The organism is Anaerovibrio sp. RM50 (assembly GCF_000622005.1).
In the GTDB taxonomy this organism is placed as follows: Bacteria; Bacillota; Negativicutes; order Selenomonadales; family Selenomonadaceae; genus Anaerovibrio.
This window is the reverse complement of record NZ_KK211383.1, coordinates 221860-246761: the sequence shown is the minus strand read 5'-3', so window position 1 is coordinate 246761 and position 24902 is coordinate 221860. Positions and strand designations below refer to the sequence as shown.

Sequence of the window (24902 nt, the reverse complement as noted above, 5' to 3'; positions counted from 1 at the left end):
CTTTTTTTTAGGCTGTATCTGAACAGGTAAAATACTTGGTGAATTACAATCAGAATATCCATCATTAATTGTTGACCAATTTTCTTCAATTGAGTATATTCAAGCTGAGGTAATGACTAATCTTGTTAAAGTAGCTGCCAATGAATTGGATGCTGATTGGATTTTGCCTTTTGATATAGATGAATTTTTAATTCCAAGGGATGGTGCTGATTGCCGTTCTATTATCGGAGAGATTACAGAGGATGTCATATCTTTAAATTGGATGGAGCATGAATTGGTCGATACAGAGCATGATAGAGATGTATTTTTACTAAATAGATTGTGCAATCGATCAAAAACCGAAAATGCTATGACCAAGATTATGGTTAGGGGGAGCTTTGTCAGAAATCAAGATGTACGATTGATTCAGGGACAGCACGGATTAATAGTAAAAGCAGATAATGGAGCGGAACACATAGTGCCCTCCCCGAGATCTTTTGATTTCATATTAGCTCATTTTCCATATAGAAGTCAGGGGCAGTATATGTCTAAAAATGCTGTGGGTTGGTTGACTAATGTAATGAAATATTCTGCAACAACTATATCCGCAGGAGGATGGAAGAAGGCTTTTATTATGCCGTTGAGTCTGGATGTTGATGCTGCTGTGGATACTGTAGGCAGTCTGCTAAATCAAACCCTGCAGAAGTGGGAGCTTGTTATAATTGCTGCTGATGATATAGATGAAGAAGTAAAGAAAGCTCTTTTAACATTTGACAGCAGAATTTCAATTGTGGGGTTAAATGATGATGTAACGCCTAAAGGCTTTGTAAAGCTGGTGAGTCCTGGAAGAAAATTCATCCCGGATTGCTTGGAGAGAGAAGCTGCTGCTTTATGTATTCACAAGGAGTTCAATATTAACTTAACTTATTCTAATAGCAGTGACTACCCTGGGGTGGATGTTGTGGCGGATTCTTTTTCGGCACGTTCTGGAATTGATATTTGGAATGCAATAAAGGATACTCCGTATAATTTGACAGGAGGTGTTTCTGGAATGTTGCTTCGAAGTGTACCGCAAGATTTACACCTGTCGGAAATGATTGAAAATTATGAATGGAAAGAAAAAGAAATTTTAAAATTAATTTTACCGCAAAATTTATTTCTGGTATTTCCTACGGAACTCCTTTAGGAAGCTGGTATCGATAGTTTATCCTTTTATGTTTGTGTGGAATCCTTGGAGCTTTAGGATCTTTCATGGGAGGTCGTGTCGTAGTGGATAATTTCTATAAAAATAAAAAGGTATTAATAACTGGTCATACTGGTTTTAAGGGAATGTGGCTCTGCAAAATTCTTTCAATGCTGGAGGCTGATGTGCTGGGGTATTCTATTGATTTTCCCACAGAAGAAGGCAAAAGAGTATTTGATAGTCTGGACTTTGGCGGTCGTGTGAAGACAGTTGTTGGCGATGTGCGGGATTTGGAAACCTTGCATAAGGTCTTTCAGGATTTTCAGCCAGAGATTGTATTTCATTTGGCGGCTCAGCCTATTGTAACTCTAAGCTATAAGGACCCGGTGGGTACCTACAGCACCAATGTTATGGGCACTGTTAATCTGATGGAATGTATTCGCCAGACAGAAAGTGTGCGTTCTGTGGTTAATATTACCACGGACAAGGTTTATGAGAATAAAGAATGGGCATGGGGCTATCGCGAGGATGAGCCCCTTAACGGATTTGACCCCTATTCCAACAGCAAGAGCTGCTCTGAATTGGTAACCTCCAGCTACAAAAAGAGCTTCTTTGCTAATCGTGCAATAGCCATATCCACTGCCCGGGCAGGCAATGTTATTGGAGGCGGTGATTTTTCGATAAACCGCATTATTCCTGATTGTGTACGGGCTATGTACAATGATGAAACTATCTCGGTGAGAAATTCTTTTTCCACCAGACCGTACCAGCATGTGCTGGAGCCTTTATATGCATACCTGCTTCTGGCTAAAATGCAATATGATAACATGGAGTTGGCGGATTCATATAATGTGGGACCTGATGAGTGTGACTGTGTTAACACAGGCGCACTTGTTTCGCTGTTTTGCAGAAAATGGGGCAAGGGAGCATCCTGGGAGGATGTGCATGTGGAAGGGCCCCATGAGGCGAATTTCCTGAAGCTGGACTGTTCGAAGTTTAAGACAGCATTAAATTGGCAGCCAAAGTGGCACATTGACGAGGCTATCGCCAAGACTGTGGAATGGGCAAAATGCTGGCAGCAAAAGAATGATATTAATCTTCTGATGGAGCAGCAAATAAACGACTTTTGGGGGCTGACTTCGGGAAAAGCAGCAAGAAAATTTTTGGTTATTGGCAATTCAATAGCTTATCATGGAAAATGCAGTTATTGGCATGGCGAATGGGGGATGGGCGCTTCAAGAAAAGAGAATGATTATGCGCATCTTATAGCAAAAGGTTTTAGAGGTGATACTCCTATAGAGCCAGAAATAGCACAGTTTTCCATCTGGGAAATTCAATCCTACGACCGTCAGGAAACTTTGCAATTATTGGATAAATATGATTTTAGCAAGTATGAATTTATAATTGTCCAGCTGGGGGAAAATACAAATGAACTGACGGATATGAAGGCGATGGTCGATGATTTCTATGAATTGATGAGCTACATCCGTGAAAACTCCTCCCCTGATAAACGTATTTTTGTTTATGGAAATATTTGGAAAAATGATTTGTTGGACGAAATAAAGGAAAAAATATGCCCATTAGTATCCGCTGAATATATTTCCCTTAAGTCCATACAAGGAAACGAGTATCGTGTGGGGATGGGGGCAACTGTCTATGGGGATGACGGTAAACCATATATTGTTAATCATGCCGGTGTGGCTCTGCACCCAAATGATGAAGCAATGAAATATATGGCTGATGAGTTATTAAAGCGGCTAAGAGCTTAGATAGGGCGTGTTGTATATGATGGATCGGGCTGTACAAAAGGAACTAATAGAGCTTCTTGCATCTTTGCTGCAGATTTTTCAGCAGATAGACTGGCAAAATAGGGAACAACGCCAGATGGTGCTGGATATTTTGCAGAGTGTTGACGACAAATGCGAGAAAGATCTGCCTGCTGTACGTTATGAACAGTACCATGATATGGTTGGCTCCTTGGGGCAGATAATAGAGGAAACTGACTGGCAGCAGCTTGATTCTGATGATTTGGGCCAGTGCCGGGGCCTTTGTCAGGAGATAGTAGAATGCGTACAGCAATATCTTCGGGATGAGGTCCATATTAAAAAAGAAATCTTTTTCTTGCCATACAAAGCAGCTATGTGGGATAGTTTGGAAAGCGTGTGGCAGGCAGCTGTGGAAGACAAAGAAAATTGTAATGCCTATGTGTTGCCTATTCCTTATTATGAGCGTAATTCTGATGGCGAGATTGGGGAAAAGCATTGTGAAGCAGATTTGTTCCCTGATTATGTTCCGGTTCTCGATTGGCATGAGTATACATTGGAGAGGCTTAAAGAGCTTCAGCCAGATGCAATTTTTATTCATAATCCATATGATGATGCCAATTTTGTTGCGGCCATAGACAGTAATTATTGTTCCCGGGAATTGAAACACGCCACAAAGCATTTGTATTATATTCCATATTACAGTACCACTGGTGGTATGGCCGAGAGTCAGGCCATGCTTCCTGCCTATGAGAATGTGGAGGCTATTTTTGTTCAGGCGGAGCGCCTGATAGGTTTTTTTGACGAATCTATTCGTCACAAGATTTATCCTTTGGGCTCTCCTAAGTTTGATAAAGTGATTAATTATTGTCAGAATCCACCGGCACCGCCTCAGGAGTGGGTGGAGAAGATGCGGGGGAAGAAGGTTTATTTTTTCAATACTAGTTTGGGAGGACTGATGGCAGATACTGGGGCCTTTTTACAAAAAATGGCCTATGTATTTAACATGTTTGCTAAGCGTAAAGATGCCTGCCTGTTGTGGCGTCCCCATCCTTTGCTTTTCTCCACTATAAAGTCCATACGTCAGCCAGCAGTTCCGGAATATGAGAAATTGTTGAACTTTTTTATTAGCCGCGATATTGGCATCTATGATGATACACCGCTTATTGAAACGGCCATTGCCTGGTCTGACGTGTATATTGGCGATATTGGTACAAGTGTGACTTCGCTGTTTGGGGTAGCGGGAAAGCCTATTTTTGCATTGGATAATCAGATACACGAGCTCCCGGGATCTGAGGATTGGCGGGGGAAGGCTGTTAATGGATTTGCCCATTATATAGGGGATTGGATTATAACCTGGAACAACTGCCTGCTTCACTCACCAAATCATGATTATAACTACGAATTATATTGCCGTCTCCATGATGATCAGGATGGTGGTTATTACAGTACAGTTTGGGTTAAGGATGATAAGGTATATGTGTGCCCTTCAAGCATACAGAATATCTTGGTTATACAGGACCACAAAATTATTAAAACTATTCCATTGAGGGAAGAAGAAAATCAGGGGGGCCTGTTTGCTGGTTCACGTATGGTGGGAGATAAGATTTTTTTGCTCCCGTTGCGTTATCCTGACCTTGTATGTCTGGATACCAATAATGATACTGTTTCATATATAGAGGGGTTGAAGGGCACAACCAGCGTGCAGTTTAACGATGTTTGGCTGGCGGGCGGTTCCTATGTTTTCAAGGATAAGTTGTATATTTCGGCCATAACCAGTGCCAAAATACTTATTATAGATCCCAAGACTCTTTCTGTTGAAGTACGTGAGCTTGAGCCAAAGCGTTCTCAGGGTGGTTTTAATGTGTTATTCCCTGATGGAGAGCATATTTGGCTCTTTGCTGCCCAGGGGCAGGAAATCTGGAAATGGGACCCGAATAATAATAACATACAAAAATATTGCGATTTTCCTGAGGGATTTACCTGTTATCATCCGGGATTGCATTATGAATGTGATATACAGCCACTTGGTTCCCCGGCCTATAACAAGGATTATCTATATATAGTCCCGAATTGGGGCAATCAGTTTTTGAAATTAAATAAGGCCACTGGCGAAATAACCAAGTGGGATGTGCCGTTTGAGGCAAGTACTGAGGCGGCAAATGGTTATCTTTACACGTGGGGAATTGGCAGCTTTATTTGGGAAAGTCTTGAATGTAACAGCAAGGATTTGAAGTTTGTTTATTGGCCTACCCGTAAGATGTATCATGTAAATTTGGATGATGATATTTGGGAGGAAGAATCGATTTCCTTTGACGATGAAAGTAAATTCCAGATGGAAATTGGCTATGACCGTATGTCGGCCTGGTTTTTGTATGGTTGTATGGAGAATGCCTTTAATTCCTTGCAGGATTTACTTAATGATACAATACATGGTAAGCCGTTTGACAGAGAGCAGCAGCTGGCAGCCTATTCCAGCATTGCGGCAAATATTGATGGAACAGCCGGAGAAAAGATATACAAGTTTGTAATGGAACAGATAAGGGCAAAGTAGAGAAATGAGTTGATGCTATGGTTAAGGTAATTACATATGGTACTTATGATTTATTTCATGAGGGGCACTATCGTTTGTTGCAACGGGCAAAGGCCTTGGGGGATTATCTGATTGTGGGGGTTACCACCGAAAGCTTTGATGAGGCCAGAGGAAAGCTAAATGTGGTGGATTCCCTTATGACCCGTATTGAAAATGTGAAGAAGACAGGCTTTGCTGATGAAGTGATAGTGGAAGACCATGTGGGACAAAAGGTTGAGGATATACAAAAGTATGGTGTAGATATTTTTGTCCTTGGTTCAGATTGGACCGGAAAATTTGATTATCTTAAGGATTTTTGCGAAGTGCGGTATCTGGAGCGGACCAAGGGGGTTTCCAGTACCATGAAGCGTTTCAGCGACAATAAAATTATTCGTATGGGGCTCATTGGAAGTGGCCGTATTGCCCGGCGGTTTATTCCGGAAGCCAAGTATGTAAGTGGCATGGAGTTTGCCGGAGTATTCAATCCTCATATTGAAAGTGCCAGAAAATTTGCTGAGGAAATGGATTGTGAATTTTACACGGATAGTGAGGAAGAATTCTATGAGCATGTGGATGCGGTGGATGTCTGTGTGCCCCATCAATTTCATTATCAGTATACGAAGAATGCCCTGGTTCACGGCAAACATGTTTTATGTGAAAAACCTATAACTTTAAATAAGGCTGAAGCGGAGGAACTGTTTAAAATAGCTGAAGAAAAGGGACTTATTCTGATGGAAGCCTTAAAGACTGCCTATACCCCAGGGTTTATTCGGTTGCTTTCCATGATACAGAGCGGTGTTATAGGTGAAATTCGTGATGTGGAATCTGCCTTTACCAGAATAATGACGGAAAAGAATACCCGTGAGCTTACTGACCCCATAAATGGCGGCAGCTTTACGGAATTTGGCAGTTATACTTTGCTGCCGATTATAAAGCTGTTGGGTAAGGACTACAAATCTGTTCGTTTTGAGTGTTTTAAGGCGGAAAATGGAATCGACCTTTATGCCAAGGCATATTTTAATTATGGCAGCAGTATGGCCACAGCCAAGACTGGTATTAAGGTAAAGTCAGATGGTCATTTGCTGATTTCCGGCACCAGAGGTTATATATTCGTTCCGGCTCCTTGGTGGAAGACAACGGAGTTTGAAATTTGCTATGAGGACTTTAACCAAAATGAGAAGTTCTTTACCAAGTATTTGGGTGATGGGCTGCGCTATGAGCTTAGTGATTTTGTTTCCACAATCAATGGCCATCCCAAGGGGGGCTTTAAGCTTACAAGAGCTGAATCCATCGCTATCGCCGAGGTTATGGAAAAATTCCTGGCCTGGCGTTCTTCCACACCTATTGAGGAGGGCAAGGTAATTGAGTAAAACAAAAATATATGCCCATAGGGGCGCTTCCGGCTGGGATAAGCAATATGCACCTGAAAATACTATGCCAGCCTTTGAAAAGGCCGTTGCAATGGGGGCGGATGGTGTTGAACTGGATGTTCAGCTCACAAGGGATGGGGAGATTGTTATCTGCCATGATGAAAAAATTGACCGTACCAGCGATGGCGTTGGTTGGCTGAAGGATTTTACACTAAAAGAACTGTGGGAGTTTTCCTTTTCCAAGACTCATCCGGAATATGGTGATGTGAAAATTCCTACTTTAAGGGAGTTCTTGGAGTTTTTTGCTCCAACGGGTAAAGAGCTAAACATAGAATTAAAGACATCTGCTATCTTTTATGATGGGCTGGAGGAAAAGACTGCAGCATTGGTAAGGGAGTTTGGAATGGAGGATAGGGTTATTTATTCTTCATTTAATCATTATAGCCTTAAGCTGTTGAAGGAGACTGTGCATGAGGCGCGTATTGGCCTTTTGATGGGACAGAATTTTGTGGATGTTCCTGGATATACTACAATGATGAAGGCAGAGGCGGTTCACCCGAACTACCAGCATATAGACAAGGAATATATTGATAAATGTCACGCCCATGGCATAAAGGTAAATACTTGGACTGTTGATCCACGGGTAGAGATGAAGCGTTTTTGTGAATATGGTGTGGATATAATTATCACTGATTGCCCTGATAATGGCAGAAAAATTGCTGATGGCGTATTGTAATAGTTTTTTTAGAGGATATTATGAATAATGAAATTCATGTGTGTTACGCATTGAATGATATAAGTGGAAACTATACCAAGTTTGCTGGAACTTCCCTATGTTCTTTATATGAAAATACCAAGTCTCATATTGTTGCACACATTTTACATGATGATACATTAACTGAAGATAATAAAAGCAAGCTCATAGCTTTGACAGAGCATTATGGTCAGGAGATTCGTTTTTACAATATATTATTAAATCCATCAATTAGGGATTTTATAGCCCCACTAGAGCAAATATATTCCCCAGGGGGCCAGGGAATGCTTTACCGTTTTGCAATGGGGGCACTTTTGCCTTCTGATGTAGAGCGGGTTATTTATCTTGATGCGGATACCATTGTTCACATGGATATTGCCAAGTTGTGGAATGTGGACATGGAGAATGCAATCGTTGCTGCGGTTCCTGATAGCGTTATGGCCATGATGCCGCAAGATTTGGCACCTCCAGTGGTTAAAAATGGGCTTGTTCAGCAGGATAAATACTTCAATTCCGGCGTAATGTTGATGGATATGAAATTTTTAAGGGAGCATCAACATATAACTGACGATGTGATTGCTTTTTTATTGCAGGATGAAGCTTATCTGGAATATCCTGATCAGGATTTTCTGAACTGTATTTGTGCTAAATCATGCCTATTTTTGCCGATAGAGTATAATTTATTGGTAAATCTTGCCCGTTTGCAGAATATGTATAACGGTGAGGCTATTATTCATTATGCAGGAGGGGCACTAAGACTTGATACCAAGGATACCTTTGATACCCTTTTTTGGCATTATTTATGCAAGACTCCTTGGCAAAATGAATTTGCTTCAATGCGGAGTTTGTCTGAATTGGCCCAAAATTGTCGGGAGTTAGCTGATGGAGCTGATTTGTTAAAGTTGTTGCTAAGAAAGCCTGAAAGATTAATATTTGGAAGCCCTACGTTGGCTTCCAAAGTGGAAACATTTCTATCTGGCACCTTTTATGATAGCGGTGAAGATGAGACCACTAACTTACAGTGCGGTAATATTTTTGACGTCTTTTTCTCTTTGCCGGCCGATAAGAGAATTCTTATAGTGATTAGTAAACACTTCAATGTTTTGAAAAAAATGTTTGAGGGTATTGGGCTAAAGGAAGGTAGTGACTTTGTGGATGGCTATTTGTTGACTTTGCCGGAAAAGAAAGCTGCTGATTTTAGTGATTCGAAAATAATAGGAAGGTATTGATAGGTCGGAATTAATTAGGTGACACGTGCCCTGTGTATTTTGGGATGTGAGAGGAATGATTATTGGTGCATATAATCTACATGAACGGTGGATTGGGAAATCAACTGTTTCAGTATATTTTTTATCGGTGGTATAGTAAATTATTGCCTCAGGTAAATATTGTTATAGATGATGGCAAATTTTGGGGGAATGATGTGCCGCATCATGGCTACGAGTTAGAGCGTATTTTTGGTTTGGATCTGCCCTTTTTAAGCCGATTGTTCACACCTGATGTTTGGGAGCATATGGTTAATATGCGGCAGCAGGGCCTAGATATTCCTGAACAGCTCAGAATGAATGGACTTCCCTTGAGAGCGATAAGGGAAAAGGGGATTACAAATATTAATTTTAGTGGAGACATAAAAGATTTTGCCACGGGAGATAATCTGGAGGTTGGTATAAATGAAAATATCTATTGGCATGGGTATTGGCTTACGGATAGCTTTTATAATCAAATTACAAAGGACATAAAGAATGATTTAGTGTTCCCGCCTCTTGATGATATATGTAATAGCCAGGTGCAGGAACGAATAAATATGGCCAGTGAGCCAACTGCAATTCATATTCGCCGTGGTGATATGGCTACTTTGGGCTGGGCAGTTGCACCTGAGTATTATAAGCAAACGATAGGTGTTTTTGATCGGGCACATGAAGTTTCCTTGTACCTGCTTTTTTCAGATGATATTCCCTGGTGTGAGAAACATGCGGAAGAATTGGGTTTGCTAAACATTTCGGACAGGCTGTTGGTGGTTGATAATAATCAGGGGGAGGATTATTGGCGGGACTTGCAGCTGATGTCTTTATGCAAAAACAGGATATCTGACAGAAGTTCTTTCAGTTTATTGGCAGGCTTTTTGTGCAGTTACCCAGAAAAACTGGATATTAATAATTGGTAATCTGATAGCTGCTGCACGATGTGCGGCAGTTTTATTTTTGCCCAAAATTTGGCGCAGCCCAAAAGAAATATCTTGTTTTTGCAGGATTACGCTGGAGGGTGATAGAATTTTTCATGAAAACCACAAAAACTGTAGATTTCTACATTTTTATTGAATTAATGTAGGATATAATGATAAAATATAATCAGCAAAACTGTAGAATTCTACATTTTAGGAGATTGTATGATAAAGAGAGACAAATATCTAAATCAACTAATTAATTCACAAAATAACGGCTTCCCAAAGGTAATAACTGGTATAAGGCGTTGCGGAAAATCATTTCTTTTAAAAGAAATATTCAGGGAATATCTTCTATCTAAAAATGTGCCTGAAAATAGAATAATTATATTAGAACTTGATGACGACCAAAATGCCAGATATCGTGATCCCTTGGAATTAGGAACGTATATTAGGGCAAAGTGTGCCGATAGAGATACTTATTATGTTTTTATTGATGAAATACAGAAAGTTTACTCAATTGTTAATCCTAATCTTACTGGTGGCGTGCATGTTCTTGCTGGTGCTAAGGATTCGGAAACTATTTCATTTGTAGATGTGGTATTAGGACTTTCACGGGAAAAGAATATCGACCTTTATGTGACAGGTTCTAATTCAAAGATGTTGTCCTCTGATATTGTCACCGAGTTTAGAGATAAGGCCACTAATATAAACTTGTCCCCTTTATCTTTTGAGGAATATCATGGCTACATAGGAGGTTCGCCAACAGATTCAATATATGCTTACATGCAGTTTGGCGGTATGCCGTTGGCTGTATTGAAGATAGAAGACGAACGAAAAGAATACTTAAAGAACTTGTTTTTTACAACATATTTCAGCGATATTGTTGAGAGAAACCAGCTGAATAAGGGAGAGGCCTTGGATGAATTGTGCAATATTATAAGTTCATCCACAGGTTCGTTGTTAAATGCTGAAAAAATTGCCAATACATTTGCCAGTGTTAGGCATGAAAAAATAGATAAGGCTACAGTAGAAAAATATATAGGCTATTTCAAAGATGCATTTTTGATAAGAGAAGCAAAAAGATATGATTTGAAGGGAAGAAAAGAGATCGGAGCCTTAAGAAAGTATTATTTTTGTGACACTGGCCTGCGTAATGCCAGATTAAACTTTGCATTTCCAGATGAAGGACAGATGCTTGAGAACATTGTTTACAATGAACTATGTTACCATGGTTATTCTGTAAATGTAGGGGCGTTTGATACCGTAGAAAAAGATGCAAATCATAAATCAATAAGGAAGAACAATGAAGTGGACTTCTATGCCACCAAGGGGCGCAGGGCATATTACATTCAAGTTACTGCGGATATTTCTAATGCGGATACCAGAGACCGGGAAATAAGGCCATATTTAAAATTGAATGATCAGATTAAGAAGGTCTTGGTTATAAATAAGCCGATTAGCGAGACATACGATGAAAATGGATTTACTATAATAGGTATTGCAGATTTTTTACTGAGATTTATAAAATGATATCTTTTATGGTTAAACAAAAGAATTGCTATAGAACTGCTGTACAAATGTGCAGCAGTTTTCTTTTGCCCAAATTTGGCGCAGCCCAAAAGAAATATCATGTTTTTGCAGGATTACGCTGGAGGATGATAGAATTGTATTTATGGTAACGAGCGGACAAGCGAATACGCAGTCAAACAAGCATATAGAGAAAAATAACATGTACAGTAGTATGACAGTAACAATATTACATATTATTGAATCTGAGAGGTAAGTAGTTATCATGCAATTAAGAGAAGTGATCGGCGAGACAAGTGAATATGATAAAAAGCAGATACTTGAAGTTAAGAAGCCCAAAAGTTGGTTGAAGAGCGTCAGTGCTTTTGCTAATTCTTTCGGCGGGAAGCTCATATTTGGCATTGCGGATGATGAAGAAATAGTAGGCTTGGAAGATGCCAGAAAAGATGCTGAGATTATTAGTGAGATAATCAAAACTCGCATGAATCCTATTCCCAAAATAAAGCTGGAATTTCAGGTAATAGATGAGAAAGAAATTCTTGTAGTAGAAGTAATGATTGGTGATGAAACTCCATATTATTATTCGGGTGAAGGACAGTTAATAGCTTTTGTGAGGATTGGCAATGAAAGTGTTCCAGCAAATCCAATGCAGCTACGCGAATTAGTGATACGAGGTAGTGGTCAGAGTTACGATAGCCTTCCGTCACAATATAAGTTTGAAGATATGGCTTTTACCAAGCTTCGTTCTGTATATAAGCAGAGAACTGGCAAATCTTTTGAGAACACGGATTATGAGTCCTTTGGAATTATTGATGGCAATGGGAAACTTACTAACGCAGGAGCACTGCTTGCAGATGAGTCGCCGATTAGACATTCCAGGGTATTTTGTACAAGATGGAATGGACTTACAAAAGCATCTGGCCTCATGGATGCTTTGGATGATGAAGAATATTCAGGAGGTCTTGTTTCGTTGTTTCAGGATGGCCTTAAGTTTATTATGCGTAATAATAGGAAAGCATGGAGAAAAGCCGCTACAAGAAGAATTGAATATCCTGATTATCCTGAACGTGCCATTACAGAGGGAATTGTTAATGCGCTTATCCATAGGGATTATTTGATAATTGGCAGTGAAGTCCATATTGACATGTTTGATGACAGGTTGGAGATTTATTCCCCTGGTGGGATGGTGGACGGATCATCGTTAGAAGGGAAAGATTTAAGAAACATATCTTCAAAAAGACGTAACCCGGTTCTTGCGGATATATTTAGTAGACTAAAGCTTATGGAACGCCGCGGCAGTGGATTTAAGAAAATTCTTGAAGACTATGATTTTCAGGAAAATTCACGGGAAGATTTGATGCCGAAATTTGTGGCGGATAATAAGGATTTCTTGCTTACGTTATATAATTTGAACTACTATGAAGGTAATAATGTTGTAGAAAATTCGGATAAAGTTCGGAGAAGTTCGGAGAAGTTCGGAGAAAAATCATTAAATGATACTCAAAAAGAGATACTTACACTAATAAAAGTAGATGGAACTAATTCAGCAATATCTATAGCTAAAAAGCTTAATATTACATCAAGAGCGGTTGAAAAGAATATAAAAGTTTTACGTGAGCAAGGTATCCTCATAAGGCATGGTGCTGCTCGTGGCGGTTATTGGGAGATAAAGGAATAGTCTAAATTAAAAGAAAATGCTTTTCATGTTGCACCGTCGCTGTTATACTATGTATAACAGCGACGGTTTGGTGTTTTAGCGTCAGTGAAATGACGAGTAACATGGCGGTTAAATACAGAAAGTAGAGGGAACTTGGTTATATTGAGTGGTGATACTGCTGCACGAGAGGCGTGCAGCAGTTTTCTTTTGCCCAAAATTTGGCGCAGCTGGAAAGAAATATCTTGTTTTTGCAGGATTACGCTGGGGAATGATAGAATTGTATAAGGCAAGGCATTTATAGCTTTATATTAAGGCGGAGCCTTTCGATAGATATTATGGGGAATAGTTTATTATTTGGTGATTGTGAGGGTTTATCGTGATGGAACAGCAGGCATACCATATGTCGCCGGCAGAACTGAAAAGATTGCAGGAAACACAGATGGAATTGATTGCTGAAGTAGATAGAATATGTAAAAAATGCAATATTCGATACAACATGGTTGGCGGTACAATGCTGGGAGCTATTCGGCATAAAGGCTATATTCCTTGGGATGACGATGCGGATATTGGATTTTTGAGGGAAGAATACGAGAAGTTTCGGGAAGCATGTAGAACAGAACTTGATCCTGAAAAGTATTATATACAGGATTTACGGGATACAAATGGCTATCGCTGGGGATATGGTAAGCTGCGGCGGTGTGGCACAGAGTTCATTCGCCTTAATCAGGAAAAGATGCCCTACGGTATGGGAATATCCATTGATCTGATGCCATTTGACAATGTGCCTGATGGTGCTTTCGCCAGACAATGGCACTTTTTGCGGTGCTATATTTACAGAAAGTTTTTTTGGTCCAGAATTGGCAAGGACACCGCCAAGCACTGGTGGCAACGGCTCTGCTTTCGCTTGATGGATTTAGTTCCCATGGAGTACTTGGTAGCCAGCTTTAGTAGTTTTATTGATCAATGTCGTCAATATGGCCAAACTGAACTGGTTCGGATACTTACATTCCCTACTCCGAAGGGGGAAGGCTTCTTCGGCTATGAGCGTCGCTGGTATGATGATTTGGCTGAATATGAATTTGATAAATTGAAATTACCTGGGGCGGCAGACTATGACGGTTATTTGACAGTAAAGTATGGCAACTACATGGAGTTGCCGCCGGAAAATAAACGTAAAATTCATCCTATTTCCAAATTGACATTATTGTCAGAGCAGGAGGGAATGGCAGAAAATGGCAAAGAAATATAAAGTAGGTTACACCGATGGCGTTTATGACCTTTTTCACACAGGCCACTTGAATATGATAGAGACTGCCAAAAGTCAATGTGAGCACCTAATTGTTGGCGTACATGGTGATGATGTGGTGGAGAGCTATAAGCATCGCCGACCAATTATAAATGAGGATGGTCGCCGTCGTATTCTCGAAGCAGTTGCTGATGTGGATGAAGCCATAATAACCCGTTTTCGGGATAAGATGAAGCTGTGGGAAAAGTATCACTTTGATGTTATTTTCATTGGTGATGACTGGAAGGGAACTGAGCGTTGGAATAAATTTGAAAAGGAACTGGCCCAGGTTGGCGTGGATGTAGTTTATGTTCCATATACCAAGGGTATTTCTACCACGGAAATTAGAGAGCGTATCATGCTTGGTGACCGTAAAAAAGTAGCTATTACCATGGGTGATCCAGCCGGAATAGGTGCAGAAGTCATAGTTAAGTCACTGACGCGGGAAGAAGTGTATCGTCAATGTATCCCTATAGTCATTGGTGACAGAGCTGCTCTTGAAGATGCCTTGGATTTTTGCAATTTGAATTTGGAACTAAATGAAATAAAAGAACCCAAGGAAGCTAAAGGCTTACTTGGGACAATTGACTTTATAAATTTGGGCCTTCTGGAACCAAATGGCTGGGAATACAAGAAAAACTCTGCTCTTTGTGGGGATGCCTCTTTCCAGTACATTATCAAAGGAATTGAACTGGCGAAGGCAAGACAGGTGGATGCTGTAGCTACGGCTCCTATAAATAAGGAATCTCTCCACATGGGGGGACACAAATACAGTGGCCATACAGAAATTTTTGCCGAGTACACCAATACTCCCAAATATGCTATGCTTTTGGCCAGCGGCATTCGTAGTGACCGAAAGCTTTGTGTCATTCATGTATCTACTCATGTTTCATTGAAGGAAGCATGTGAACGGGTAAAGAAAGACCGGGTGGTAGAGGTAATTAAGCTAGCTGATAAGGGAATGAAGCTGTTGGGCTTTGAAAATCCCCGCATTGCCGTGGCTGGGCTGAATCCTCATTGTTCCGAGGATGGATTATTTGGACATGAAGAGGCTGACGAAATAATCCCGGCTATTAATGAAGCCAGAGAGCAAGGCTATGACGTAACTGGACCAGTTCCGCCGGATACAGTATTTGTAAAAAGCATGGGCGGCGAGTCGGATGTGGTGGTCGTAATGTACCACGATCAGGGCCATATTCCTCTTAAACTATGCGGATTTGCCATGAACCCAGTTACCAAGCAGTACACCTCCATGAGTGGTATTAACTGCACTATAGGTTTGCCAGTTATCCGTACATCCGTTGACCATGGCACTGCCTATGGCAAGGCCGGCGAGGGGCGGGCCAATGAAGAGAGTATGCTGGATGCTATATATGCTGCGGTGACTATTGCCAATAATTGGCAGAAATATGGGGAAGTATAATTTTGCAATGAGTAATTTATTGAAAATAGATAATGAATATAAGAATTGGATTACAGATGTTTCAAAGCTGTTTAAAGCAAGTCAAATTAGGGCTGCGGTAAAAGTCAATAGTGAAATGTTGCAATTTTATTGGTCAGTAGGAAGAGATATTGTTCAGTTAAGCCAGAAGAATGGGTATGGTAGTGACTTTTACAATACTGTAAGTGGAGATTTAAAGAATTTATTTCCTGATGTGAAGTCATTTTCTCCTACGAATCTTAAGTATATGCGATATTTTTATGAGCTTTATCCAACTGCGTTAAATCGTCAACAACTTGTTGACGATTTTGAGATGGAAATAATTTTCCGTATTCCATGGGGACATCATGTACAAATCTTGGGAAAGTGCAAAGGGGACACAGATAAGGCACTGTTTTATGTTCGTAAGACGATAGAGAACAATTGGTCAAGATCAGTTTTACTAAATTTTTTGAGTACAGATTTTTATGAACGCCAAGGAAAGGCAATGTCAAATTTTTCATTAACATTACCAGCAGAGCAAAGTGACTTGGCACAGGAGATAACAAAAGATCCTTATAATTTCGATTTTTTGACATTGCAGGAAAGATATAATGAAAAAGAGCTTAAAGATGCATTGATAGATAAGGTTGGTAAATTCCTGATAGAACTGGGTACAGGCTTTGCATATATGGGACGGGAAGTACGAATCGAAGTAGGCGAGACGGAAAAGTTTATAGATATGTTGTTCTATAATACAAAAAGGCATTGTTACGTCGTACTGGAAGTAAAGACGGGGAAATTCGACTCTTCTTATGCAGGGCAGTTAGGAACATATGTGGTGGCTGTGAACCATCAGCTTAAAACTGAAGAGGATAATCCTACTATAGGACTTCTAATATGCAAGGACTTGGACAAGGTAGAAGCTCAGTATGCTTTGGAATCCAGCAGTCAACCTCTGGGAGTATCAAGTTATGAACTATCAAAACTTATTCCGGAGGAGTTCAAGGGAAGTATGCCTACTATTGAAGAAATAGAGTCGGAATTTATGGATGCATAGATGATTTTTTTGTTGCATAGTAACAAAACTTATTGTGGTGAGTTTAAGGGGGAAGTAGTTTGCATGAGTAATGAAGTTTTGAATAGATTATCTGATTCTTGGCTAGATTTGCGGGAAATAGTGGTATATGGTTTCGGTAAGGTAGCTCAGAGAAATATTGACAAGTTAATAAAAGATTTTTCTGTAAAGTGTATAGTGGATAATGATCCGAGGTATGCAGCAGGTGGGGAATATCAGGGAATTGGCATTCATAATCTGCAGCAGGCAAGTAAAGAGATAAAATTATATAAAGTCATTATCTGCACAAGTTCTTTGGCTTATGCAAGTATAAAAAAAGATTTGCAATCTTTAGGGCTCAAAGAGTATGAAGATTATTGCCGCTTGGAGAATTTCATGACGGAATGGTATTGGAAATATCGTGGTGAAGTCGTTTTGTCCGATATGTCATCTGCTATAACTTCTAAGTGTACACTTAACTGTGAGCATTGTAACGTTTTTATGCCATATTATAAAGAACATTATGAAACTACAACGAATGAGTTAATGCGGGACCTGAAATTGCTTTTTCAGCGCGTTGACTATTTAGCAAGTTATTTCATATTTGGTGGAGAACCATTACTAAACAAGAGCCTTCCTGAAATGATTATGAATGTTTATAATGAATTTCATGATCGCATAGGCTGCATACAGATTATAACAAATGGTACATTGGTGCCATCAAAGAAATTACTTGATGCGTGCAAAAAAAGCAATACAAAAATACGTGTAAGTGATTATACAAAGCAGGTACCTTATCATCAAAAACTTGCAGAAGTGAAAGAAACATTGGAGAAATCAGGCGTGGATTGGTCAATGGGGATACATGATACATGGCGTTCATTGGTGTTTCCAGCGGCAATAAAGCCTATTGCTAAAAATCCTGAAGATGCTAGGAGACATATGTTAACTTGTTCGATAGGGTGCCATATTGTTGGGGATGGAAGGTTATATTATTGTGGTGCTCTTCTTGGTGCGGCCAGAGGTAAATTGTGGAATTTTAGTGAAGGTGATTATATTGATCTTTCAAAGTCGGAGGGCAGTTTAGAAAGAGATAAGTTGAGAATTATGCGCTATTGTCTTGGAGATATAGATAATCAATATATTAGTATGTGTAATGTTTGCTACGGTCTAGGCACAGATAACCATTATGAAGTGGTTGCTGGAGTACAAATGAAACGGGAAAAGTGATATAGCGTGGTGTTTCAGGAGGAAAGAGGAATGTCTTTAGGACTTTATAAAACAATTGCTGATATTTATAGTCACTTGCAAGATGACGAGTCAAGGGAAATATTTAGGCTTCGTAGTTTATATTCTATGACAGGCGAAGTAGGTTTTTTCAACGAGTATGTTAGAAGAAATCCTGCGCGCCAATACATAGAAAAAAGTAGCAAAAAAAATGCATATATTTTTGGATGCGGCATTCATGGCAAGAGGTTATTTGAAACAATCGATAAAGAATGGTGTGGTTTTGTAGACAATAAGAAAAGTCTGTGGGGTGGGAATATAGGTGGATTAAAAATTATTCCACCTAAAGAGTTACCAAAAGATGCTACAGTTTATTTAGCGGTGAAATGGTACCAAGAGGAGATAAAGCAGCAGCTTGTTTCTCTTGGTATAAGTGAAGAACGTATTGTTAATGTTGGTGAATTACTGATTACGTTAAGTAACCAACAGTATTTTGATGGGCCTTTTTTGCCACATGTGGATGATGAGATTTTTGTTGATGTTGGGTGTCTAAACGGCGAATCATCTAGAAATTTTATAAAGTGGTCAAAAGGAAATTATAAGCATATATATTGCTTTGAAGCTGACCCACATAATACTGAAAAATGTAAGAAGAAAATGACGGATTTATTTGAGGATGGAAAGCTGACCTTGATAACAAAAGCAGTTTCAGAGAAGAATGGCATAGCATCTTTTGTTACATGTCAGAATGGTACTTCAAAGCTTGGGGAAGGAGATATGGAGGTAGAGACAGTATCATTAGACTCGGTATTATTTGATAAGAACCCCACGTTTGTAAAAATGGATATAGAGGGCGGCGAATATCAGGCGTTAAAGGGTGCTAAAAAAATTATTTCGGAGTTGCATCCTAAACTTGCTATTTCTGTATATCATTTGCCAAGTGATATATTTGATATTCCGGCATTGATACTGTCATATTATCCGGATTATAAGTTTTATATAAGACATTATTCGCCGTATGCAGAGGAAACTGTTTTATATGCAATATAGGTGAATGATTAGTAGCTACAGAGGGGATGATGATTTGTCAGAATACAAATATCTATTTCCGTATGAACAAGTACCACATAAGTCTAGGATTGTCATATATGGTGCTGGGGATTTAGGACAGGAATATTTGAAGCAGATGATAATAACAAAATATGCCATGGTTGTTGGTTTTATTGATAAAAACCATAAAAAATATGATAGATTTATTGTGCCTGTTTATTCTCCGGAAAATATTAAAGAATTACAATTTGATTATGTAATATTGGCCTTCAAAAGAGGAGATTATATAAATGAATTAACTGATAGATTGGTAAAAAAAGGTATAAAAAAAGAGAAAATTATTTATCAAGGAATTAGAAATGTAAATCTTGATCTTACCATTTCTGAAAGGAATTTAGATACTGCAGAATATGCTTATAAAAAATCTTCTGTTTCAGTGGCATTAAAATATGGACCAGGTTTAGGAGATTCTATTATTAAAAAAGCGTTTTATATTGAACTGGTACGCTTGTTGCCAGATGTATTAGTGGATATATATGCTCCAGGTGGATTAAAATTTATACCATCTTTATACAGTGATCAACATAGTCTTAATTGTGTCGTAGATGATGGTGGTGGATTATATTTTGAGAATAAGACGAAATATACGCTTGCTTTATCAGTATTTAGGTTAATTGAGGTAGACTATATAGATTTTACTGTTTTAGAAAAATTCAATCATCAATTTGCGGAGTTAATGAGGAAGCATATTAATAATCATAATAAATATAAGTTGAGTAATTTTCCATCGACACAGAATTGGATACACTATGGGCGTGCCAGATTTATGGGGTGGAGCTGTTATTCTTTATACAAATATACTGGAGTATTTAATGTTGAACAAGGCAAAGTTGAAATTCCACTTGATGATTCAAAAAAGGATATATTAAGAAAATACAGCTTGGATAATTATATAACAATAAACTATGGAAATGGGGCTGTGGGTAAGGGATATAAGGAAAGCTCAAATAAACAATGGCCATTAAAATATTTTAGTGAGTTTATAGCACTCTTTAAGAATACTTATAATAGCAGTATGGTGGTACAAGTAGGGGATAATTCAACAGAAAAAATCGCAGGTGCAGATAGATATATTTTTGGAGCGGATATTGAAGAATTAAAGTTTATTTTAAAAGGGGCAATGCTTCATATTGATATAGAGGGCGGATTGGTTCATTTGGCAACCAATCTGGGGACAAAGTGTGTTGTTTTGTTTGGTCCTACACAAGAATATATATATGCTTATCCTGAAAACATTAACATAGTATCTTCGTCTTGTAGCGGTTGTTATGGACTATATGATAATGCATTTTTATGTGCTAAGGATATGAAGGAACCTGAATGTATGAGATCTATAACGCCCAATATTGTTATGGAGCGGATAGAACAATACATGAAATCATTATATAAAATTGGTGACAAGGGATAAATTATTAATCGGAGGATATGTTTAAAATGGGCGGAGAAATAGCATTATTTGGTGCAGGAAAAATAGGCAAGGCAGCGCTTAGTTTTTTTAGAAAAGAGGGGAAGAATGTATTTTGTTTTTTGGACAATGAATCTAGTAAATGGGGGAGCAGCGTCATGGGAGTGCCTGTGATGGGGCTGGATGCGTTTTGTAAGTTGGGAAAGAGTTACCATGTGTTATTAACTTGCTCAAGCAAGTATCATGGTGCCATAACAAAACAGTTACATGATATGGGGATTAAGAACGTTACTGTTTTTGATACACACAAGCTTTGGTCAGGAGCGGATAGAGAATCACTTGTTTCTTACAGCCAAGAGAACGATATGGAAGATATTGTCATCTATAATGTGCTTCATGATATAAAGGAGATTTTTTACATAGATGTTGGTAGTAATGATCCATGGATGTACTCGGTTACGAAGCTTTTGTATGACAGGGGGGGACATGGGATAAACATAGACCCAATAGAAGAACTTATAGTCCTTTCAAATCGAGAAAGACCAAGAGATATAAATATATGTGCAGGTGTCGGTGCAGAGAATGGTAGAAAGTGTCTCTATTATCAAGGTGCTTTGGGAGGAGGGCTTAGCACTGTAGTAGCAGAGAATCGTTCAGATTCTTCAACTGGGGTAGAGATAGATATTTTGACATTGAAGGAGATTTGTAGGAAATATATAAAGCATGGTCAAGAAATCCACTTCCTGAAAATAGATGTGGAGGGTTTTGAAAAAGACGTATTGCTGGGTTCGGATTTTTCAATGTTTAGACCTTGGATAATTTGCATAGAGTCCACCTATCCAGGGACCGATACCCCTTGCCATGAGAAATGGGAGAATATTATCTTTGGCTATAATTATATTTTCGTGACTCAGCTTGGAGTAAATCGTTATTATGTTTCAAGTGAACACAGGGAGTTAACAAAACGATTTTTAAATAGGGAAGAATTGCTTGCTAAATACCGTGTTTTTCATGCTGAACTGTTGATGTATTGATTTTGTTTGGTTAGTCTTTCTTTGGAGTAGTATTATGGGAGATATATTAGATGTGTGCTGAGATAAAGGTAAGTGTTATTGTACCGGTATATAATGTTGAGACATATCTACATGAATGTTTGGACAGCATTATTGCTCAATCACATAACAACATGGAAATAATATGCATAAATGATTCATCTACAGATAATTCGTTAAAAATACTTCAAGAATATGCAGAAAAGGATAAAAGATTGATTATATTAAATCAGCCTCACAATATGGGACCTTCTGCTGCGCGAAATAGGGGACTTGAAGTAGCTGCTGGGAAGTATATTTTATTTGTGGATAGTGATGATTATATTGAAAAAAATCTAATAGAAAAAACTTTGAAATGTGCAGAAAAACAACAAGCAGACGAGGTCTTTTTTAATTGCGAATGGGTTTCAGCTAGTAATAATCCAGGTTGGCAGCCACAAAATGCTCTTACAAGTGAAGTCCTGGAAAGTGATATTAAAACTGGAAAAGATGTTTTTATTGAGCGCGAGAAAGCACAGTCTGTTGTTGGCAGAGGTACAACTGCGTGGTCTTGTCTTTACAGAAGCGTTTATCTAAATGAAAATAACTTAAGGTTTTATGAGGGAATATTACATGAGGACATGCTTTTTTATTTTAAAAGATGTATGTGCTCAAAGCGTGTTGTAGTGTATAATGAAAAACTTTACTTTTATAGGAAGCGTGATAACACGATAACAACATCTTTCAGGGAAGAACGAGCTAAATCTTTGTTTATTATTATATCTATAATTTATGCTTATTGGATTAATAATGATTCTGACGAAGCGTTAAATAAGGCTATTGGCAACTACCTAAAAACTTTGTGGTTCCACTATATACGCGCTATATACACAGGAGAGGTAAGTGGCAATAATATAAAAAGTACTCCATCAGTAGATTATATGTATACGCTTGTTAATAATATCAATGATGCTGGGAAAGAAATATTAGAGAAGAAAGATATTGAATATTTAATAAAGCAAAAGAGATTTATGATATATGGGTGCGGAAAAGTAGCCAGTGAAGTTATGCAGTGTCTGAATAAATATCATCTAAGCCCAAGTAATATATTGGTGGAATCCCGTGAGGGAAATCCAGAATTTTTTGGAGGGATTAAAGTTAATACATTACAGGAAATGGGGTATATAGGAGATTTACCCGTTGTTATTGCTGTGTCAAAGAGGTTTGGTGGCGGAATACAAGAAAAACTTAGTAACCTTGGATACACTGGTTTTATATGCATACGGGAATAATCCTCATATTGATGAGTAGTTTTGGGGGACGGGAGGTGTCATATTTTTAATGTGTTATGATGAAATAAAAGTCAGTGTTATTATGCCAGCATATAATGGAGAGAAATTCATAGGAGAAGCTATACAATCAATAATTGACCAAACACATACTTGCTGGGAACTGTTTGTAATAGACGATTGTTCTACGGACAGAACGGTTGAGATTATTAAAACATTTAATGATGAAAGAATCCATTTTATTCAAAATTCTAAAAATATGGGAATTGCATATAACACAAATTTAGGAATCGAAAAAAGCAGTGGTAAATATATTGCTCTCTTGGATGATGATGATGTTGCATTAAAGGATAGGTTTAAAATTCAGGTTAATTATCTGGAAAATCACCCGGAAATAGATGTTTTAGGTGGGGCAGATATTGAAATTGATGAAAACGGCGGTTATTTAAAGTGCAGTGGCCCACCAATTAGAAATCCCAAATTAATTAAAGCATACCAGCTATTTTTTAAAAAATGTTTCACAAACTGTACGGTTATGTATAGACGAGAGTTTGTCTTAAAAAATAAGATACAATATCTCGAAAATTGCTATGGTATTCATGATATGAAGTTCTACATGGATGCCTCTAAAATAGGAACCATAAAGGGCATAGATGAAATCCTTATAAAAAAGAGAATTTATAAAGAACAAGTAACTCAGGTCCAGAGAAGAATAAATGGAGATAAAAGAGCGAGACGATATGCTGAATTTCAACGGAGATCATTAAAAGATAGTGGTTTTGAGCTTGATGAGAATAGTCTTTGTGCTATATGTAATATAGTTACTGAGATACGAAGAGATCATTATACACTAGACGAGCTAAAAGGTTTGTATTTAGCCTTTCAACAGATTATGGCACAGGCTCGCAGAATGGAAATAGATTATTTGGATGAATTGAGATTTGCACTTACAAAAATCTTGTCTGATAGGGTGCTGACCAGAATGGATATCTTTACTCATGATTTCAAATTAGGGAATAATTAAGAAAAATACTAGCTTGTTGGTAGCGAGGAGGATTAAGTTGGTGGGGAAATACGATGTGTTAATAAGTAATAAAAATGAACTCGATTCATTTGTAGAAGCGTGTGATGCTGTTTTTATTTGGGGAAATGGAAATGGCTTTGATAATGTAGCTAGAATCATGGAAGAACTGGGATATGATGTCAAGGGGGTGCTTTGCAGTAAGGGATACAAATCTAGCGAGTACATACAAGGTATTAAAGTATATGAATTTCCCGATGAAGTCTTTTTATCTGCTAGTGATGGAATTATCATGTCTTCGATGGAAATGTATTGGAATGATATTACGGATTGTTTGAGATCGAATGGATTTAAAGGCAGAATATTTTACAAATTAGCAAGGAGATGTAGCCATCGGTTCATTGATGAATCTGTTTACGTTCCCAGAAGTATGAAAAGTACTTTTTTTTCCAACATGGCAAGTCTAAAAACAATAGGCGGAAAAAAGCTGGCGCGTAAACCTGATGATATGTTGGCAAAGTATGAATTCTTTTTTGACAAGTATAGGTACGAGTATATTAATGTTTTAGAGCTAGGTGTTGACTTAGGTGGTAGCGTAAAAATGCTGGAAGAATACTTTGTTAATGCTAATGTTACTGGTGTGGATATTAACAAAGAATGCAAAAAGAATGAGACCGAAAGAATAAAAATTAAGATTTTAAATGTTGGAGATGAGAAAGAACTTGCTAAATTATGTGGACTTAAACCTCAAATAATAATCGATGATGCATCCCATTTTTGGAGCCACCAATTGAAAGCGTTGCTGGTTTTGTGGGAAACTCTTAATAATGGTGGTATATATATTATAGAGGATATACATACTTCTTTCCGAGCAATAAAGGATTGGGGATACGGAGATGCTTCAGTAAGTACTTATGATTTTTTGTTAGCTATTCAAAAAGTAGTTGTTAGTGGTGAGGTATTAGATATTTCTCGTGAGTTGTACCCCATTGGGTGTTTAGAGAAATACATATACAAAATTAGTAATGATATTGATATGATATCTTTTATTCGAGAAAGTTGTATTTTGATAAAAAAGTAACGTTACT

Annotated in this window: 19 protein-coding genes; all 19 read left to right on the top strand. The window is 38.3% G+C overall.

Going from position 1 to position 24902, the window contains the following annotated elements; genetic code table 11:
* The first annotated feature begins 112 nt into the window (after positions 1-112).
* The 19 genes from T525_RS0112470 (at position 113) to T525_RS15745 (ending at position 24895) form a co-directional block, all read left to right on the top strand.
* Positions 113-1165, top strand: a complete 1053-nt coding sequence (locus T525_RS0112470; protein ID WP_027407451.1) for a hypothetical protein — start codon at positions 113-115, stop codon at positions 1163-1165.
* 83 nt (positions 1166-1248) lie between these two features.
* On the top strand, positions 1249-2931 hold the full coding sequence (rfbG, locus tag T525_RS16815; protein WP_072031660.1) for a CDP-glucose 4,6-dehydratase: 1683 nt from the start codon (positions 1249-1251) through the stop codon (positions 2929-2931).
* Positions 2932-2947: 16 nt separating this feature from the next.
* A complete protein-coding gene (locus tag T525_RS15765; protein ID WP_051533590.1) occupies positions 2948-5479 on the top strand; it encodes a hypothetical protein in 2532 nt (843 codons plus the stop codon).
* A gap of 17 nt (positions 5480-5496) precedes the next feature.
* Complete coding sequence (locus tag T525_RS0112455) at positions 5497-6867, top strand: Gfo/Idh/MocA family oxidoreductase (protein WP_027407450.1); 1371 nt, start codon at positions 5497-5499, stop codon at positions 6865-6867.
* On the top strand, positions 6860-7603 hold the full coding sequence (locus tag T525_RS0112450) for a glycerophosphodiester phosphodiesterase (protein WP_027407449.1): 744 nt from the start codon (positions 6860-6862) through the stop codon (positions 7601-7603). The genes T525_RS0112455 and T525_RS0112450 overlap by 8 nt, the downstream gene beginning before the upstream one ends.
* 20 nt (positions 7604-7623) lie before the next feature.
* Positions 7624-8850, top strand: a complete 1227-nt coding sequence (locus T525_RS0112445; RefSeq protein WP_027407448.1) for a glycosyltransferase family 8 protein — start codon at positions 7624-7626, stop codon at positions 8848-8850.
* An 80-nt stretch (positions 8851-8930) separates the two neighbouring features.
* Positions 8931-9785, top strand: coding sequence for an alpha-1,2-fucosyltransferase (locus T525_RS0112440; protein WP_156945801.1), 855 nt, complete (start codon positions 8931-8933; stop codon positions 9783-9785).
* 222 nt (positions 9786-10007) lie between these two features.
* The gene (locus tag T525_RS0112435) at positions 10008-11315 is read left to right on the top strand and encodes an ATP-binding protein (protein ID WP_037325658.1); all 1308 of its coding nucleotides are present in this window, start codon (positions 10008-10010) and stop codon (positions 11313-11315) included.
* Between the two features lie 262 nt (positions 11316-11577).
* A complete protein-coding gene (locus T525_RS0112430; RefSeq protein ID WP_027407445.1) occupies positions 11578-12990 on the top strand; it encodes a helix-turn-helix domain-containing protein in 1413 nt (470 codons plus the stop codon).
* 358 nt (positions 12991-13348) lie between these two features.
* Positions 13349-14218 (top strand): phosphorylcholine transferase LicD, encoded by an 870-nt coding sequence (locus T525_RS0112425; RefSeq protein ID WP_051533589.1) that lies wholly within the window; start codon positions 13349-13351, stop codon positions 14216-14218.
* Entirely contained in the window at positions 14202-15677 is a 1476-nt protein-coding gene (pdxA, locus tag T525_RS0112420) for a 4-hydroxythreonine-4-phosphate dehydrogenase PdxA (RefSeq protein WP_084277088.1), read from the top strand. The genes T525_RS0112425 and pdxA overlap by 17 nt, the downstream gene beginning before the upstream one ends.
* Before the next feature lie 7 nt (positions 15678-15684).
* Complete coding sequence (locus tag T525_RS0112415) at positions 15685-16734, top strand: YhcG family protein (protein ID WP_027407442.1); 1050 nt, start codon at positions 15685-15687, stop codon at positions 16732-16734.
* Between the two features lie 63 nt (positions 16735-16797).
* The gene (locus T525_RS0112410) at positions 16798-17961 is read left to right on the top strand and encodes a radical SAM protein (RefSeq protein WP_027407441.1); all 1164 of its coding nucleotides are present in this window, start codon (positions 16798-16800) and stop codon (positions 17959-17961) included.
* A 30-nt stretch (positions 17962-17991) separates the two neighbouring features.
* The gene (locus tag T525_RS0112405; protein WP_027407440.1) at positions 17992-19008 is read left to right on the top strand and encodes an FkbM family methyltransferase; all 1017 of its coding nucleotides are present in this window, start codon (positions 17992-17994) and stop codon (positions 19006-19008) included.
* A gap of 34 nt (positions 19009-19042) precedes the next feature.
* On the top strand, positions 19043-20476 hold the full coding sequence (locus T525_RS0112400) for a glycosyltransferase family 9 protein (RefSeq protein ID WP_027407439.1): 1434 nt from the start codon (positions 19043-19045) through the stop codon (positions 20474-20476).
* A 26-nt stretch (positions 20477-20502) separates the two neighbouring features.
* Entirely contained in the window at positions 20503-21507 is a 1005-nt protein-coding gene (locus T525_RS15760; RefSeq protein ID WP_051533588.1) for an FkbM family methyltransferase, read from the top strand.
* 50 nt (positions 21508-21557) lie between these two features.
* On the top strand, positions 21558-22796 hold the full coding sequence (locus tag T525_RS15755) for a glycosyltransferase (RefSeq protein ID WP_051533587.1): 1239 nt from the start codon (positions 21558-21560) through the stop codon (positions 22794-22796).
* Positions 22797-22845: 49 nt separating this feature from the next.
* Positions 22846-23817, top strand: a complete 972-nt coding sequence (locus T525_RS15750) for a glycosyltransferase (RefSeq protein WP_051533586.1) — start codon at positions 22846-22848, stop codon at positions 23815-23817.
* A gap of 40 nt (positions 23818-23857) precedes the next feature.
* Positions 23858-24895 (top strand): hypothetical protein, encoded by a 1038-nt coding sequence (locus tag T525_RS15745; protein WP_027407438.1) that lies wholly within the window; start codon positions 23858-23860, stop codon positions 24893-24895.
* The last annotated feature ends 7 nt before the right edge of the window (positions 24896-24902 follow it).

Coding starts and splice junctions, on each gene's coding strand:
- T525_RS0112470 (WP_027407451.1), top strand. CDS start 113: ATGACTAATCTTGTTAAAGTAGCTGCCAATGAATTGGATGCTGATTGG.
- T525_RS15765 (WP_051533590.1), top strand. CDS start 2,948: ATGATGGATCGGGCTGTACAAAAGGAACTAATAGAGCTTCTTGCATCT.
- T525_RS0112455 (WP_027407450.1), top strand. CDS start 5,497: ATGGTTAAGGTAATTACATATGGTACTTATGATTTATTTCATGAGGGG.
- T525_RS0112445 (WP_027407448.1), top strand. CDS start 7,624: ATGAATAATGAAATTCATGTGTGTTACGCATTGAATGATATAAGTGGA.
- T525_RS0112440 (WP_156945801.1), top strand. CDS start 8,931: ATGAACGGTGGATTGGGAAATCAACTGTTTCAGTATATTTTTTATCGG.
- T525_RS0112435 (WP_037325658.1), top strand. CDS start 10,008: ATGATAAAGAGAGACAAATATCTAAATCAACTAATTAATTCACAAAAT.
- T525_RS0112430 (WP_027407445.1), top strand. CDS start 11,578: ATGCAATTAAGAGAAGTGATCGGCGAGACAAGTGAATATGATAAAAAG.
- T525_RS0112425 (WP_051533589.1), top strand. CDS start 13,349: ATGGAACAGCAGGCATACCATATGTCGCCGGCAGAACTGAAAAGATTG.
- pdxA (WP_084277088.1), top strand. CDS start 14,202: ATGGCAAAGAAATATAAAGTAGGTTACACCGATGGCGTTTATGACCTT.
- T525_RS0112415 (WP_027407442.1), top strand. CDS start 15,685: ATGAGTAATTTATTGAAAATAGATAATGAATATAAGAATTGGATTACA.
- T525_RS0112410 (WP_027407441.1), top strand. CDS start 16,798: ATGAGTAATGAAGTTTTGAATAGATTATCTGATTCTTGGCTAGATTTG.
- T525_RS0112405 (WP_027407440.1), top strand. CDS start 17,992: ATGTCTTTAGGACTTTATAAAACAATTGCTGATATTTATAGTCACTTG.
- T525_RS15760 (WP_051533588.1), top strand. CDS start 20,503: ATGGGCGGAGAAATAGCATTATTTGGTGCAGGAAAAATAGGCAAGGCA.
- T525_RS15755 (WP_051533587.1), top strand. CDS start 21,558: ATGTGTGCTGAGATAAAGGTAAGTGTTATTGTACCGGTATATAATGTT.
- T525_RS15750 (WP_051533586.1), top strand. CDS start 22,846: ATGTGTTATGATGAAATAAAAGTCAGTGTTATTATGCCAGCATATAAT.